At 35.0% G+C, this 13,961-nt stretch carries 12 protein-coding genes; 11 read left to right on the top strand and 1 reads right to left on the bottom strand.

From position 1 onward, the window contains the following. Positions 1 to 35 precede the first annotated feature (35 nt). From C1631_RS03505 to C1631_RS03455, 11 genes are all read left to right on the top strand, one after another. Positions 36 to 983, top strand: coding sequence for an electron transfer flavoprotein subunit alpha/FixB family protein (locus tag C1631_RS03505; protein ID WP_109710497.1), 948 nt, complete (start codon positions 36 to 38; stop codon positions 981 to 983). A gap of 181 nt (positions 984 to 1,164) precedes the next feature. Beyond that, on the top strand, positions 1,165 to 1,767 hold the full coding sequence (locus C1631_RS03500) for a bifunctional nuclease family protein (RefSeq protein WP_109710496.1): 603 nt from the start codon (positions 1,165 to 1,167) through the stop codon (positions 1,765 to 1,767). 22 nt (positions 1,768 to 1,789) lie between these two features. After that, positions 1,790 to 3,172 carry a nucleoside permease gene (locus tag C1631_RS03495; RefSeq protein WP_103249592.1) on the top strand — a complete coding sequence of 461 codons (1,383 nt, stop codon included), beginning with the start codon at positions 1,790 to 1,792 and terminating at the stop codon, positions 3,170 to 3,172. 297 nt (positions 3,173 to 3,469) lie between these two features. Then, positions 3,470 to 3,874: a hypothetical protein gene (locus C1631_RS03490; protein WP_103249593.1), complete on the top strand. Its 405-nt coding sequence runs from the start codon at positions 3,470 to 3,472 to the stop codon at positions 3,872 to 3,874. 2 nt (positions 3,875 to 3,876) lie between these two features. Next, positions 3,877 to 4,287 (top strand): hypothetical protein, encoded by a 411-nt coding sequence (locus C1631_RS03485; RefSeq protein ID WP_103249594.1) that lies wholly within the window; start codon positions 3,877 to 3,879, stop codon positions 4,285 to 4,287. Positions 4,288 to 4,344: 57 nt separating this feature from the next. Next, a complete protein-coding gene (locus tag C1631_RS03480; RefSeq protein ID WP_109710494.1) occupies positions 4,345 to 5,523 on the top strand; it encodes an acetyl-CoA C-acyltransferase in 1,179 nt (392 codons plus the stop codon). Positions 5,524 to 5,629: 106 nt separating this feature from the next. Then, positions 5,630 to 7,120 (top strand): MFS transporter, encoded by a 1,491-nt coding sequence (locus tag C1631_RS03475; RefSeq protein WP_109710493.1) that lies wholly within the window; start codon positions 5,630 to 5,632, stop codon positions 7,118 to 7,120. Between the two features lie 176 nt (positions 7,121 to 7,296). After that, positions 7,297 to 9,477 (top strand): T9SS type A sorting domain-containing protein, encoded by a 2,181-nt coding sequence (locus C1631_RS03470; RefSeq protein ID WP_228440994.1) that lies wholly within the window; start codon positions 7,297 to 7,299, stop codon positions 9,475 to 9,477. Between the two features lie 152 nt (positions 9,478 to 9,629). Next, positions 9,630 to 10,556 carry a mevalonate kinase family protein gene (locus C1631_RS03465; RefSeq protein WP_109710491.1) on the top strand — a complete coding sequence of 309 codons (927 nt, stop codon included), beginning with the start codon at positions 9,630 to 9,632 and terminating at the stop codon, positions 10,554 to 10,556. 10 nt (positions 10,557 to 10,566) lie between these two features. Further along, a complete protein-coding gene (locus C1631_RS03460; protein ID WP_109710489.1) occupies positions 10,567 to 11,496 on the top strand; it encodes a UbiA family prenyltransferase in 930 nt (309 codons plus the stop codon). A 64-nt stretch (positions 11,497 to 11,560) separates the two neighbouring features. Further along, positions 11,561 to 12,730: a proline dehydrogenase family protein gene (locus C1631_RS03455; RefSeq protein WP_103249955.1), complete on the top strand. Its 1,170-nt coding sequence runs from the start codon at positions 11,561 to 11,563 to the stop codon at positions 12,728 to 12,730. Positions 12,731 to 13,210: 480 nt separating this feature from the next. Here C1631_RS03455 and C1631_RS03450 read toward each other — a convergent pair whose 3' ends face one another. Next, the gene (locus C1631_RS03450) at positions 13,211 to 13,747 is read right to left on the bottom strand and encodes a helix-turn-helix transcriptional regulator (protein ID WP_109710487.1); all 537 of its coding nucleotides are present in this window, start codon (positions 13,745 to 13,747) and stop codon (positions 13,211 to 13,213) included. Between the last annotated feature and the right edge of the window lie 214 nt (positions 13,748 to 13,961).

Below are 13,961 nucleotides of genomic sequence, written 5' to 3'. Positions count from 1 at the left end.
AATCCTTTAATTTTTTAATCTTTAAATTTAAGAAAATGGCAGTATTCGTATACGCAGAAAATATAAACGGAGTTTACAAAAAAGCAGCTTTTGAAGCAGTTTCTTATGCTAAAGCTGTTGCAGATAAAGCAGGAGATACCGTGACGGCAATCTCTGTAAACCCTACTGATGCTTCAGATTTATTATACAAATATGGAGCATTGAATGTTATCAATATCAAAGATGAAGGTCTTAAAAATTTCTCTGCTAAGGCATTTGCTCAGGCAGTAAATGAAGTAGCTAACGGAAACATTATTGTTTTCCCTCATACTACAGATGCCTCTTCAATTGCTCCAATGTTAGCAGTAATGAAGAATTATTCTTTAATTACCAATGTTTTGGAAGCTCCGGAAAGCCTATCTCCTTTTCAGGTAAAAAGAAGAGCTTTCTCAGGAAAAGGTTTCATGCATGCAAAAGCTGAAGGAAACGGAGTCATTATTACCGTTTCTCAGAATGCTTTTGGAGTTAAAGAGAATGCCGTATCAGGTTCAGAAGAAGTTAAAAATCTTTCAGTAGCGAATGAGGATACAAAAGTAATCTCTCACGAGCAAAGTTCAGGTAAATTAGATCTTAAAGAAGCTGAAATCGTTGTTTCTGCAGGTAGAGGAATGAAAGGTCCGGAAAACTGGGGAATGATTGAAGATCTGGCAAACGTTTTAGGGGCTGCTACAGCATGCTCTAAACCGGTTTCTGATATCGGATGGAGACCTCATACAGAACACGTAGGACAAACAGGTAAAGCTATTGCACCTAATCTTTATATTGCTGTAGGGATTTCAGGAGCTATTCAGCACCTTGCCGGAGTAAACTCTTCAAAAACTATCGTAGTAATCAATAACGACGCTGAAGCACCATTCTTCAAGTCTGCTGATTATGGAGTAGTAGGAGATGCTTTTCAGATTATTCCTGCATTAACAGAGAAAATCAAGGCTTTAAAAGGATAAAATCGACTGTGAAGAGTCAATTTGCTTTACATGTCAGTTTTTTGAAAGGTCAGGATTCATTTGTAAAGCAAAATTGACGGTTAACAATCACATACAATATTATAAAAGCTCGGCTTTCCGGGCTTTTATTTTTGTGTAAAAAAGTAAAATCACAATAAAAAATTAATCTATATTTGCAACTATGGATTATAAGCAGCTAATTATTCGCGGAATATCGTACAGCCAGACCCAATCGGGGGCGTACGCATTGTTACTGGAGCATGAAGAAACACACATAAAATTACCTGTTGTTATAGGAAATTTCGAAGCACAATCTATCTCTCTCGGATTGGAAAAAGATATCCATCCACCGCGTCCACTTACCCATGACTTATTCACAAAATTTATAGTTTCTGCCAATTATGAATTGGTTTCTGTTATTATTTACCAAATTGTAGATGGCGTTTTCTTTTCAAATATTAACTTCAAAAATAAAGTTAATGAAGAAGAACTCATCCTGGATGCCAGAACTTCTGATGCTGTTGCTATGGCGGTAAGATTTGATGCACCAATCTTTACCACACAGCAGGTTTTAAATGAGGCCGGAATCTTATTGGAGCTGGAAGATGTTTCAAGAGAAGAACAAGGTTTTTCCGAAACAGTAGAACAAACCGAAGATAACCTAAAGTCTCTTTCTATGGAAGAGCTTCAAAAGTTGCTCGATGATGCTGTGAAAGAAGAAGATTACGATACTGCCCTTGAAATTCAGGAAGAAATTAAGAGGCGGAAAAAGAAAATTGACTAAAAAGAGATATTTTATATAAACTATGAATTTAAAATTACGACTGACCATCCTCAGTTTTCTCCAGTTTTTTGTTTGGGGAGCATGGCTGATTACGATGGCTAACTTCTGGTTTGGCACAAAACATTGGGAAGGAACTCAGTTTGGCGCTGTTTTCGGAACCATGGGAATTGCTTCTATTTTTATGCCTACCATTACTGGAATTATTGCTGACCGTTGGGTAAATGCAGAACGCATCTTTTCAGTATTACATATCCTTTACGGAGTTATTCTTTTCATATTGCCACACGCTGCAGATCCGAATTCTTTTTTCACGGTGATGCTGGTAGCGATGTGTTTTTATATGCCTACAATTGCTTTGGCTAATTCCATTTCCTACACCATTTTAAAAAATAATAATTTTGATGTAGTAAAAGATTTTCCGCCAATCCGTGTATGGGGAACGATCGGCTTTATTGTTGCGATGTGGATCACTAACCTTAGTGGAAATAAGGCAACAGAAGGACAATTTTATATTGGAGGAGCTGTAGCCATATTCCTGGGAATCTATGCGCTGACCTTGCCAAAATGTCCCCCACAAAAGCTTATTGATAAAAACTCCCCATTATCAGAACAATTAGGATTGAATGCATTCAAACTTTTTGGAAACTATAAAATGGCACTATTCTTTTTATTCTCTATGCTTTTGGGAGCAGCCCTTCAGCTCACCAATGCCTATGGAGATGTCTTTTTAAGCGAATTTGCCCATTTTCCTAAATATGCGGACTCTTTTGTCGTTCAGAGGTCCACTATCATTATGTCCATTTCTCAGGTATCAGAAACTTTGTTTATTTTGGCAATTCCTTTCTTCCTGAAAAAATTCGGAATTAAAAAAGTAATGTTGATGTCGATGCTGGCATGGGTGCTGAGGTTTGGGTTCTTCGCTTATGGGGTCCCGCAAGGTTTTGGATTATCCTTAATTATTCTTTCCTGTATCGTATATGGGATGGCATTTGATTTCTTTAATATCTCCGGCTCTCTTTTCGTAGAAACTACCACAGATAAAAAGATCCGTTCTTCAGCACAAGGACTATTTATGATGATGACTAATGGTTTTGGAGCTGTATTTGGAAGTTATATTGCAGGTTGGGCTATTGATAAATTCTTTACCCATAAATTTACAAAAGCTTCAGATTTATCTGCCTATTTAGATACTACGCCAGATAACCCGACTTTCATCGAGATCTTGAAAAACAGTTTCAATACAGTAGTGAATTCGGATGGTACACTTTCTTCAATAGTAATGGTGAAAGATTGGCAGCAGATATGGCTTTCTTTTGCAATCTACGCTTTGGTACTCGCTATATTTTTTGCCGTACTGTTTAGGCATAAGCATAAACCGGAAGATGTATCTTCGGTTGGTCATTAATTCAATAAAAAAACAAACTATATAAAATTGCACTTTCTAAACGAAAGTGCAATTTTTTTTAAAAATATCTCTATTACTACATTAGCATTTCCTGAAAATACAAAAAAGCAAAACATAACCTGTGGTAGTATATCAGACTTATTTCGGTTTAGTCAAATTAAGATTAATATTGTTGATAAATAGATAATATTATTTGCGTTTCATTGAGACTAATGGTTGTTGGTTAGCTGAATTGTTTGATTGAAAACATATGATTTGAAAATGTGTTTTTTTTTGTATTTTGGCACTTTAGTAAATATGAAAAATATTCAATTATTAGGATTATTGTTGGTCGTTGTGGGAAGTTTTCTACCTCTGGTACATGTTCCTGTTATCGGGAACTGGAATTACTGGAAGCTAGATCACTATCTGGCTATTGCTTGCTGGATGTTTGCAGCATGTGCCGTGTTTGGAATAGTAAATAACAATGCAAAAATTGTAAGGTTTTTTGGAATTTTGCTCATCCTTTTATTTGCTTTGACATTAGTAGCAGTTAAAATGCAGTCTTTGCAATACTTCAGCTTTTTACCTTTTAAGTCCTGGAGAGAAACTTTTGCCGGAGTTGTTAAGTTAAAATGGGGATGGATGGTAGAATTCTTAGGAGCGTTCCTAATGGTTTTTGCAGGAAGCAGTAAAAAAATTAACAAACGCACACAGGTATAAATATGAGTTTATTTAAAGTATTTTCAACAGGTATTCTACTTTTGGCTGCCTCACAAGTGCAATCTCAGAGCACAGAGCAAAAAAAACCGGATAATCCTGCCAAGTGTGCCCACATCAGAGAGGGGAAATTTTTACGTGTTAATTACCCTGAGTCTGTTTGGTATATGACCATTAAAGATAATATTCAGACTGAATATTTCAATGATGGAAAAGATTATATAAAATCTACACTGGTTTTTGTTGATGATTGTAATTATAAAGCAACAGTTACAGAAAAATCGGACAAAAATGATCCCGCACAGATCGGAGATATTTTCAATAATAAAATCGTTGCAACTCAGGATAATTTAATTAAGGTTAATATGAAAATTGAGAGTTCTCAATTTGATATAGTATACATAAAAGAGAAATAAATTTAATCTATCAAAGTGGAACATAAGTTCCTTTTAGTAAAAATAAAAATTATATACATGAAAGAAGTATTCATCGTTTCAGCAGTAAGAACACCTATGGGGAGTTTTATGGGAAGTTTGTCAACAGTTCCGGCTACAAAACTGGGAGCTACTGCTGTAAAAGGAGCATTAGATAAAATTGGTCTTGATCCGAATAGCGTTCAGGAAATCTATATGGGAAATGTATTACAGGCAGGAGAGGGGCAGGCACCAGCACGTCAGGTGGCTCTGGGAGCAGGTCTTTCGATCCATACACCTTCTACAACAGTCAATAAGGTTTGTGCCTCAGGAATGAAAGCTGTAACAATGGCAGCACAGGCAATCAAAGCTGGTGATGCAGAGGTAATCGTTGCAGGAGGTATGGAAAACATGTCTTTAGTTCCTCATTATTATAATGCAAGAGTAGCAACAAAATTAGGAGATATTAAAATGCAGGACGGGATGGTTCTGGATGGTCTTACAGACGTGTACAACAAAGTACATATGGGAGTATGTGCAGAGAAATGTGCAACGGATTATACAATCTCAAGAGAAGATCAGGATAATTTTGCCATTGAATCTTACCAAAGATCAGCAAAAGCATGGAGCGAAGGTAAATTTAAAGATGAAGTTGTACCGGTTTCAATCCCTCAGAGAAAAGGAGATCCTGTCATTTTTGCTGAAGATGAAGAGTACAAGGCTGTGAATTTTGACAGAATCAGAACACTTCCTACCGTTTTCAAAAAAGAAGAAGGTACGGTGACTGCAGCAAATGCTTCTACATTGAATGACGGAGCTTCTGCTTTGATCCTTGTTTCGAAAGAAAAAATGGAAGAACTGGGGCTTACACCACTGGCAAAAATCGTTTCTTATGCAGATGCCGCACAAGAGCCGGAAAACTTTACAACAGCACCAGCTAAAGCGTTACCTATTGCTCTTAAAAAAGCTGGATTAGAGCTTTCAGATATTGATTTTTTTGAATTTAACGAAGCTTTCTCTGTAGTAGGATTAGCCAACAATAAAATCTTAGGATTAGATGCTTCTAAAGTAAATGTAAACGGAGGAGCAGTAGCGTTAGGACATCCACTGGGAAGCTCAGGGTCAAGAATTATTGTGACATTAATCAATGTATTGAAGCAAAATAATGCAAAATACGGTGCTGCAGCGATCTGTAACGGTGGCGGTGGAGCTTCTGCAATCGTTATTGAAAATATGTAATATCTTGTTTAATAATATATTACCATTAAGGAATAGATAATTTTTCTAAAAACTTATCCATTTCTTAATGGTTTTTTTATTTTTGTGCTACTAATATTTATTTGAAATGTCTGAAACTGAGAATCGACAGCCTAAAAACATAAAAAATAATCCGAAGATTATGAAAGCCTGGGCAGTATATGACTGGGCCAATTCTGTTTACTCTTTGGTTATTACCTCTACCATTTTCCCTATCTATTACTCAATACTTACCACTGCGTATGAGAAAAAGGAGTATGTTGCAGAAACAAAATCATGGATTGATGTCCCGGTAAGACATATGATCAAAATCTTTGGAAAAGAGTACCAGCCGGATGCAGTATATGGATACTCGTTGACCATATCATTCTTTATTGTAGTATTATTGTCTCCGTTTTTATCTTCTTTGGCGGATACAATCGGAAACAAAAAATCTTTCCTGCAGTTTTTCTGCTATCTGGGAGCCACATCATGTATGGGATTGGCGATGTTTACCGGAATGCATAATGTTTTTCTCGGACTTCTTTTCAGTATTACAGCCAGCGTAGGATTCTGGGGAAGTCTGGTCTTTTATAATTCATTCTTGCCGGATATTGCAACACCGGACAGACAGGATGCACTCTCTGCCAAAGGATATGTCTATGGATATCTTGGCTCTGTAGTTTTAGTAGTATTGTGTTTAGTCCTGATTCAGGTTTTTGCTAAAGGAGCTGCTCAACAATTGTTATTTACAAGAATAAGCTTCTTATTAACCGGAGCATGGTGGTTTGGCTTTTCACAATACACCTTCAAGCATCTTCCTCAATTTGGAAATGTAAAAGATAAACTTCCTAAGGATTTAGTATTACTTAATTATAAGAATATTTTTAAAAAACATGAAGAGCAGGGAGGTTTCTTCGAAGTGTTTAAAGACAACATTAGTTTTTATATTGATATTGCCAAGGAGAGTTTTCATGAATTGTTTAAAGTGGGGGGAGTCCTTTTTAAAGATAAAAATCTAAAGTTTTTCTTATCCAGTTTCTTCTTCTATAGCGTCGGAATGCAGACTATTTTCCTTATGGCTACCTTATTTGGAAAAAGTGAAATCAACTTAGCACAGGATAAACTGATTGGGACACTTTTGGTCATCCAGATTGAAGCGATTATTGGTGCTGTTATTTTCTCAAGATTATCAAAAAGAATTGGTAACAAAAATGTTATTTCAATAGCCATTATATTATGGATTGTAGCTTGTCTGTGGGCTTATTTCTTAAACAAAGAAAACCCGACGGTAGAATATCAGTTCTATGGAGTGGCCGCTGTAGTAGGATTAGTAATGGGGGGACTTCAGGCGATGTCCAGATCTACATACTCTAAGCTGCTTCCGGAAGATTCTATGGAGAATACAACCTATTTCAGTTTCTATGATGTATTAGAAAAAATAGCAATCATTATTGGAACCTTTATCTTTGCTACATTGATTGAGCATTTTAATAATATGCGTATTGCCGCCTTATCAATGACGATATTTTTTGGTGCAGGTTTAATACTGATTCGCTTTCTCAATGTCAAAATGAGAAAAGACAGAGAAACATTATAAAAAATGAAGACGTTACCTTTAACGTCTTTTTTTATTTTAATTAAATTAAATCATTCATATTTTGTTTTTAATTTATTTATTGCTAATGATTTGAATATCAGTAAAAAATAATATGCTTTTTCACAATGCTTTGATTTTTTTTGTTTATTTGTAAGTATGACAAAATTATCAAAATCATGAAAAAAATTATACTGCTTTGCTGTATGCAATGTTTTACTTTGGTTTTTTCTCAAAAATTAAAACCTATTGCGCAAAAAATTTCGGAATATCATAATCGTGAAATAGCAATGAAAAGCTATGATCTGTTTGAAATCAATAAATCGACCGATAAGCTTGCCGAGTACAAAAAGGCTGCAACTGACATTAGCGTTATTTCCTTGAAGTCCGTTGAACTGAACAGACTGGTCAGCGAAAAACCTGAGTTTATTGAAATCTCGTTTCCTTTCGAAGGAGGGAAATCTGTAACTGTTGAATTGTATAGAAATCAAATCTTCACGAATGATTTTAAAGTGGTTACCGGTAAAGGTGCTACAGTAAATTACACCCCTGGCATATATTATCAGGGAATTGTGAAGGGTAATAATTCCTCTGTAGTAGCATTCAGTTTTTTTAAAGATGATGTAGTTGGGGTAGCTTCCACACCGGAATTTGGAAATATAGTACTGGGAAAGGTTAAAAACTCTGAAGATTTTGTCTCTTATTCAGATTCTAAATTAACAGGAGTTAATCCATTTATCTGTGGTGCAGATGAACTGAAAAAAAATAATGATAAAAAAATATCATTTACTCCGGATTTGGGTAAGGTAATAACACCAACTGAAAACTGTGTAAGGGTATATTATGAAGCTACTTTTAAGGTATATAAGAATAACAGTTCCAATCTAACAACAGTAACGAACTGGCTCACTGCCATTCATAATAATATTGCCACATTGTATACCAATGATAATATCAGAACAGCTTTAAGTGAAATCTATATCTGGACTACACAAGATCCTTATACAGGAACGCCAGAAGCTAATCTTACAAAATTTGAGACAAACAGACCTGTATTCAATGGAGATTTGGCTCATTTAATCAATCAGCCATCTACTACAAGTGTTGCCAATCTTAATTCACTGTGTACAGCGCAGAAATATGCATATTCAGGAGTAAACCAGACTTACAGTAATGTACCGACATACTCATGGACAATTAATGCAATGACCCATGAAATGGGGCATGCCTTAGGATCACCACATACTCACAACTGTGCCTGGAACGGTAATAATACCCCTATTGACTGGTGTGGCCCCACAGCAATGCCTTCCGTGATAGCCAGTGAAGGAATTACATGTACCAGTAATGTTTTACCAGCGTCCGGTACAATCATGAGTTATTGTCATCTTATTTCAAATATAGGGATTAATTTCAGCAACGGGTTTGGTGATCAACCGGCAGCATTGATACGAAATACTGTAGACTCTAAAGGCTGTCTTGGTACCAACTGTATTACCTCATGCGGAATTCCGATTGCAGGAATTAATTTTACAAATACCACGCAAAATTCAACCCATGTCACGTTCAGTGATACAACATCCTCTTCATGGAAATATAAATTGACCAGAATGGATGGGACAGTTGTTACCACAGGCAATACCAGTCAACAAAATTTTAGCCTGATAGGACTTTCACCGGCTACGTATTATAAATTGTATATTGGATCAGATTGCCCTTTGGCCAATGCCTATGAGACCATGTCATTATTTTTAACTGATGGAGCATGGTGTGATGGAACTCAATTTGCAGATACAGGAGGACTCACCGCAAATTATGGTGATAACGAAGAATTCGTAAAAACATTTTATCCTACGTCAGCATCAGCTTTAACCATGATATTTACACAATTTGCGTTAGAGAAAGATTATGATTTTATGTATATTTATAATGGTCCTTCCACTGCTGCGCCTTTATTTGCAAATGGAAATAGTTTGTCAGGAAATATTATTCCAGGGCCATTCACCTCTACCCATCCTTCCGGTGCCATTACGGTTAAATTTAAATCAGACTCGGCAGTCAATTTAAGCGGTTGGATTGCCAACTTCACTTGTAATGTTTTAAGCGTTGATGACGTTAATGGAAGAGACGGGGCAATTCATATTTATCCTAATCCTGCCAGAAATATCATCACTATTTCCTCTAATGAAGGATTGAAGGCTTATAAAATTTATGATGAATCGGGAAGGCTTGTTGGTTCTGATTCTTCTCTGAAGGGGAATAAACATGAAGTCAATCTTTCATCTATTCAGGCAGGAAACTATGTAATAACGGTAGAAACCATAAAACAAACTGTAAATAAAAAGTTGATTAAACAATAGTTTTTAAATCAATCAATAATAAAAGCCTGATATTTTCAGGCTTTTTTACTACATTTAAATAGAGATTAAAACAAATAGTCGATAATTCGGCCTGAATTTTGTTTATATTGAGCAGAATAATTTTTAACTTTGCAAAAAGATTTATTGTCAATATGACCAACCCTTTATTTTATGCAAAAATAATTCTGTTTGGAGAATATGGAATGATTGAAGATTCCCAAGGGCTTGTTGTACCCTACAGTTTCTATAAGGGAACTTTAAAATTCTCAGATTTAAGTTCTGAATTTGAGCTTAATTCCAACAGACATCTGCAGAAATATTCAGATTTTCTTACTACTCTTGATCTTTCAGATGATTTCAAATTGAACATCGACAGCTTCAAAAATGATATATCAAACGGACTTTTCTTTGACTCAAATATCCCTCAGGGATACGGTGTGGGAAGTTCAGGAGCTTTGGTAGCGGCTATTTTTGAAAAATATTCAATCAGTAAATCAAATCCTGAGAATATTTCAAAAGAAAATCTTAAAAAATTAAAAACTGTTTTCGGTGAAATGGAAAGCTATTTCCATGGTAAAAGTTCGGGAATGGATCCTTTGATCTGCTATATGAACCTTCCGATCCTCATTGAAAATAAAGAAAACCTGGACAGAGTATCTATTCCGGATGGAGAAGAAGGAAAAGGAGCTATTTTCCTCATTGACTCTGGTATAACTGGAGAAACGGGGCCTATGATTCAGATTTTCTTTGAAAAAATGAAAACAGAAGGGTTCCGCAAAACGCTTAAAGAAGAGTTTATCCGGTATAATAACGCATGTATTGACTCTTTCCTGAAAAAAGATATGAATCCTTTCTTCAGAAACCTTAAAAAGCTTTCTTACTGGGCTTACGAACATTTCCGCCCTATGATTCCGGAAAGTATTTTTAATATCTGGAAAAAAGGATTAGATTCTAATGCATATTACTTAAAACTCTGCGGAAGTGGTGGAGGTGGTTATATTCTGGGATTTACCAAAGACTATAAAAAAGCAGAAAAAATGCTTGACGGCTTCCAAAAAGAGGTGATTTACAGATTTTAAACAGGTTGGAATGAATTCTGAAAAGGAAACTTTCCAATCTAAAAATTTTATATCAAAATCTCTATTCTACAGGTTTTCACAATTCGTGGGCTTTTTATTGGGAGCAAGGTTTTTTGTGGCCGCATTACTTACTTTCGCTCTCTATGTTTCTACATTTTTTTTGTTTAATCAGGATGAATCTTTCAGAAATTTTGTCTTTGATTTTAAAGTTCACGGGATTATTTTCTGTACTGTACTTACCATTTTAGCAGGCGGAATTATCAACCAGTTTTATGATCTGGAAAAAGACCATATTGTAAAACCTTTCAGAACCCGGATTCAAAGCTTCATCAAACAGAAGTACTTTTTATATGCTTATCTGGGATTAAGTGCTATTTCATTAGGAGTGGCCTGGATGATTTCCCATAATGTTTTCATCTTCTTTGTGGTGTATCAGTTTTTTATGTGGCTTTACAGTCATAAATTAAGCAGGATACTAATACTCAATAACCTCACTTTTGTAAGCCTTACCCTATATCCTTTCTTCGGAATGATGGTGTATTACGAAACCTTTTCCAAGAAGGTTTTTCTAATGGCTGTTTTTCTTTTTCTGATTCTTTTATGCATTGATATTGTAAAAGACACTCTTACCAGAAGTGTAGATAAAACATTCGGATATACCACCATTCCAAATTATTTTAAAAGTAGGAATACAAAATCTATTCTGATTGCTTTGTTGGTGATAACCATGACTGTTTCTATGAAAATTATTACTAAAACGGGTGTTTCAGGTTTTATGGCATATTACTTTGTGGGAGGATTATTTGTTATGATCTTTTGTATCTATTTCCTTTTAAATTCTTCCAGAAGGAGTAACTTTTTGACATTAACCCTTTTACGTTTTTGGGTTTTTGTAGGAATTATTGCCATGCTTTTGAATGGAATAGAGCATAAATTGTAAAAAAAATTCTTTAAATAAGCAGGGGTTATTATTATCTTTGCATAATTAAATTTAATAAATAGGAATGCCCATTTTTAACGATACTAAAGTTGCATTTGCAGATAAGTCTGATGCACAATTAAGAAAGGCGTACTGGATGTTTAAAATGATTGAACAGCCTGCTCTTACCAGCCTTGGAACTTCTGTCCTTAATTTTACTGTACACAACAATTTTCCCTTTGTTACAGGAATTGTGAAAAACACTTTATTTGAGCAGTTCTGCGGAGGAGAAACCCGTGAAGAAAGTATGAAAGTTGTCAAACAATTATTCAAAAGAGGAGTTGGAAGTATCTTCGATTATTCTATCGAGGGTAAGGAAGATGAAGAAACTTTCGATGCGGTTTGTAAAGAAATCAAGGATATTGTAAGGTTCTCAGTAGGAAATCCGGCAATTCCTTTTATTGTGTTTAAACCTACAGCTTTTGGTAGAATTGATATCTATGAAGCAGTTGGAAAAGGAGCAGAACTTACAACAAGTCAGAAAGAAGAATGGGAGAGAGTAGTAAGACGATTTGACGAGGTGTGTGCTCTTTGTCATGAAAATGATAAAAAAGTAATGGTTGATGCTGAAGAAACCTGGATGCAGGATGCCGCCGATCATCTGTGTGAAGAGATGATGGAGAAATATAATCAGGAAAAACCTATCGTTTGGAATACCATCCAGATGTACAGAACCGGAAGGCTGGAGTATATGGAAGAGAACCTGAAAAGAGCCGTCGAAAAAAACTATTTCATTGGCTATAAGATTGTTCGTGGTGCTTATATGGAAAAAGAAAGAGCCAGAGCAGCAGAAAAAGGATATCCAGACCCTATTCAGCCAACCAAAGAAGCATCGGATAAAAATTATAATGCAGGAATTGATTTTGTCATGAATCATTTAGATAAAGTATCTGCCTTCTTTGGAACCCATAATGAAATCTCTTCAGAGTTGATTATGGATAAGATGAAAGCTAAATCTATGGAAAATGGTAATCCACACGTTTATTTCGGACAGCTTTACGGGATGAGTGATAATATTACTTTCTATTTGTCTGATAAGGGGTATAATGTGGCTAAATATCTTCCATATGGTCCCGTTAAGGATGTTGTTCCATATCTAACGAGAAGAGCCAGAGAAAATACATCTGTAGCCGGACAAACCGGAAGAGAGCTTGGATTGATCAAAAATGAACTGGAAAGAAGAAAAAAGCAATAAAAACATTGCCATAAAGTAAATACAGACCCGCAGCATATGCGGGTTTTTTTATAGGATTAATCCTATGTACTAATTTAATGAAGATTCATTTACAAAGATTCTATGCTTCGAATACAATTAACAATAATACGCCTAAATCACATAAAGGTTAATTATTTATTAAAATAAACTAATTTTTGTTGCTAATTTAATTTAATATTATTATATTTGATTCAATCATAAAAAACTAATGCATGAAAAATATTCTCATTGATTATTTTCTATCTTTCCTCTGACGGAATAATCATCGTCCCGGAAAAGTAATAATCATATACTCATTATACAATCCAAAATTTTTAGATGTTAATAGCTTTAGCTGAAAACCGGCTGCTTATCATAAAAATATAACACTAAGAATTGTAAAAATAAAGTAAAGCAAATAGCTTTAGTTTTCTTCTTCAAATATTTTTTAACCTGACCATTTTCTTTGGTCGGGTTTTTTTATGGCTCAAAACTTTCAAATTTTCCGTTTTCGTAGAACAAAACAATACGTTTGATCTTACTTCCCTCATTACCAAACATTTGACCTAGTAATTGTTCACTTGAATTTTCTAATCGCTGAGAATCGACTATTTTTTCCGAAGCTTTATCTTGGGCCGATATAAGCGATTCTCCAGAACTTACTGTTAGAGGTTCAATTTCGCTCTCTTCAGCTCCGAAGTCATCATCGGTATTCATCATCGTGAAAAGATCGGGTAGAGGAGTCGTTTTGACTTTCTCTTCCTCTTCCGCAGGAGAAGCCTCACTTATTTCAGGTAAGTCTGTTTTTAGCATTTCTCCTTCACCGGTAACCAGCCAGTCCCAAAGAAGTTCCGGAAAACGGGATTTTATTTTTATGATAAACTCCAGAGACGGTTTGTTCCTTCCCGAAGTAATATGAGAAATTGATGAACGTTGTACATCAATCTCATCTGCAAATTCAGAAGGAGTAAGATGAGAATACTCTATCACTTTGGAAATTCTTTCGTTTAGGCTCATAAAAATGACTTTCAATTATTTTACAAATGTAATCCAATAAATTTACAAAAACAAACTACAAATGTAAATTATTAAATCATTTAGTCATATACATTTGTAAATAAATTGTAATTTGCTTAAAACTAATGAATTATAATTCAGTTACATTTGTATCAAAGTAAAATACATGAAATAGAAGTTAGTTTTCGGATAAATTCTAATCAGCAAGTCTGAC

The organism is Chryseobacterium phosphatilyticum (genome assembly GCF_002899825.2).
In the GTDB taxonomy this organism is placed as follows: Bacteria; Bacteroidota; Bacteroidia; order Flavobacteriales; family Weeksellaceae; genus Chryseobacterium; species Chryseobacterium phosphatilyticum.
The sequence above is the reverse complement of the archived record's forward strand: the minus strand, read 5'-3'. Positions and strand labels throughout refer to the sequence as shown.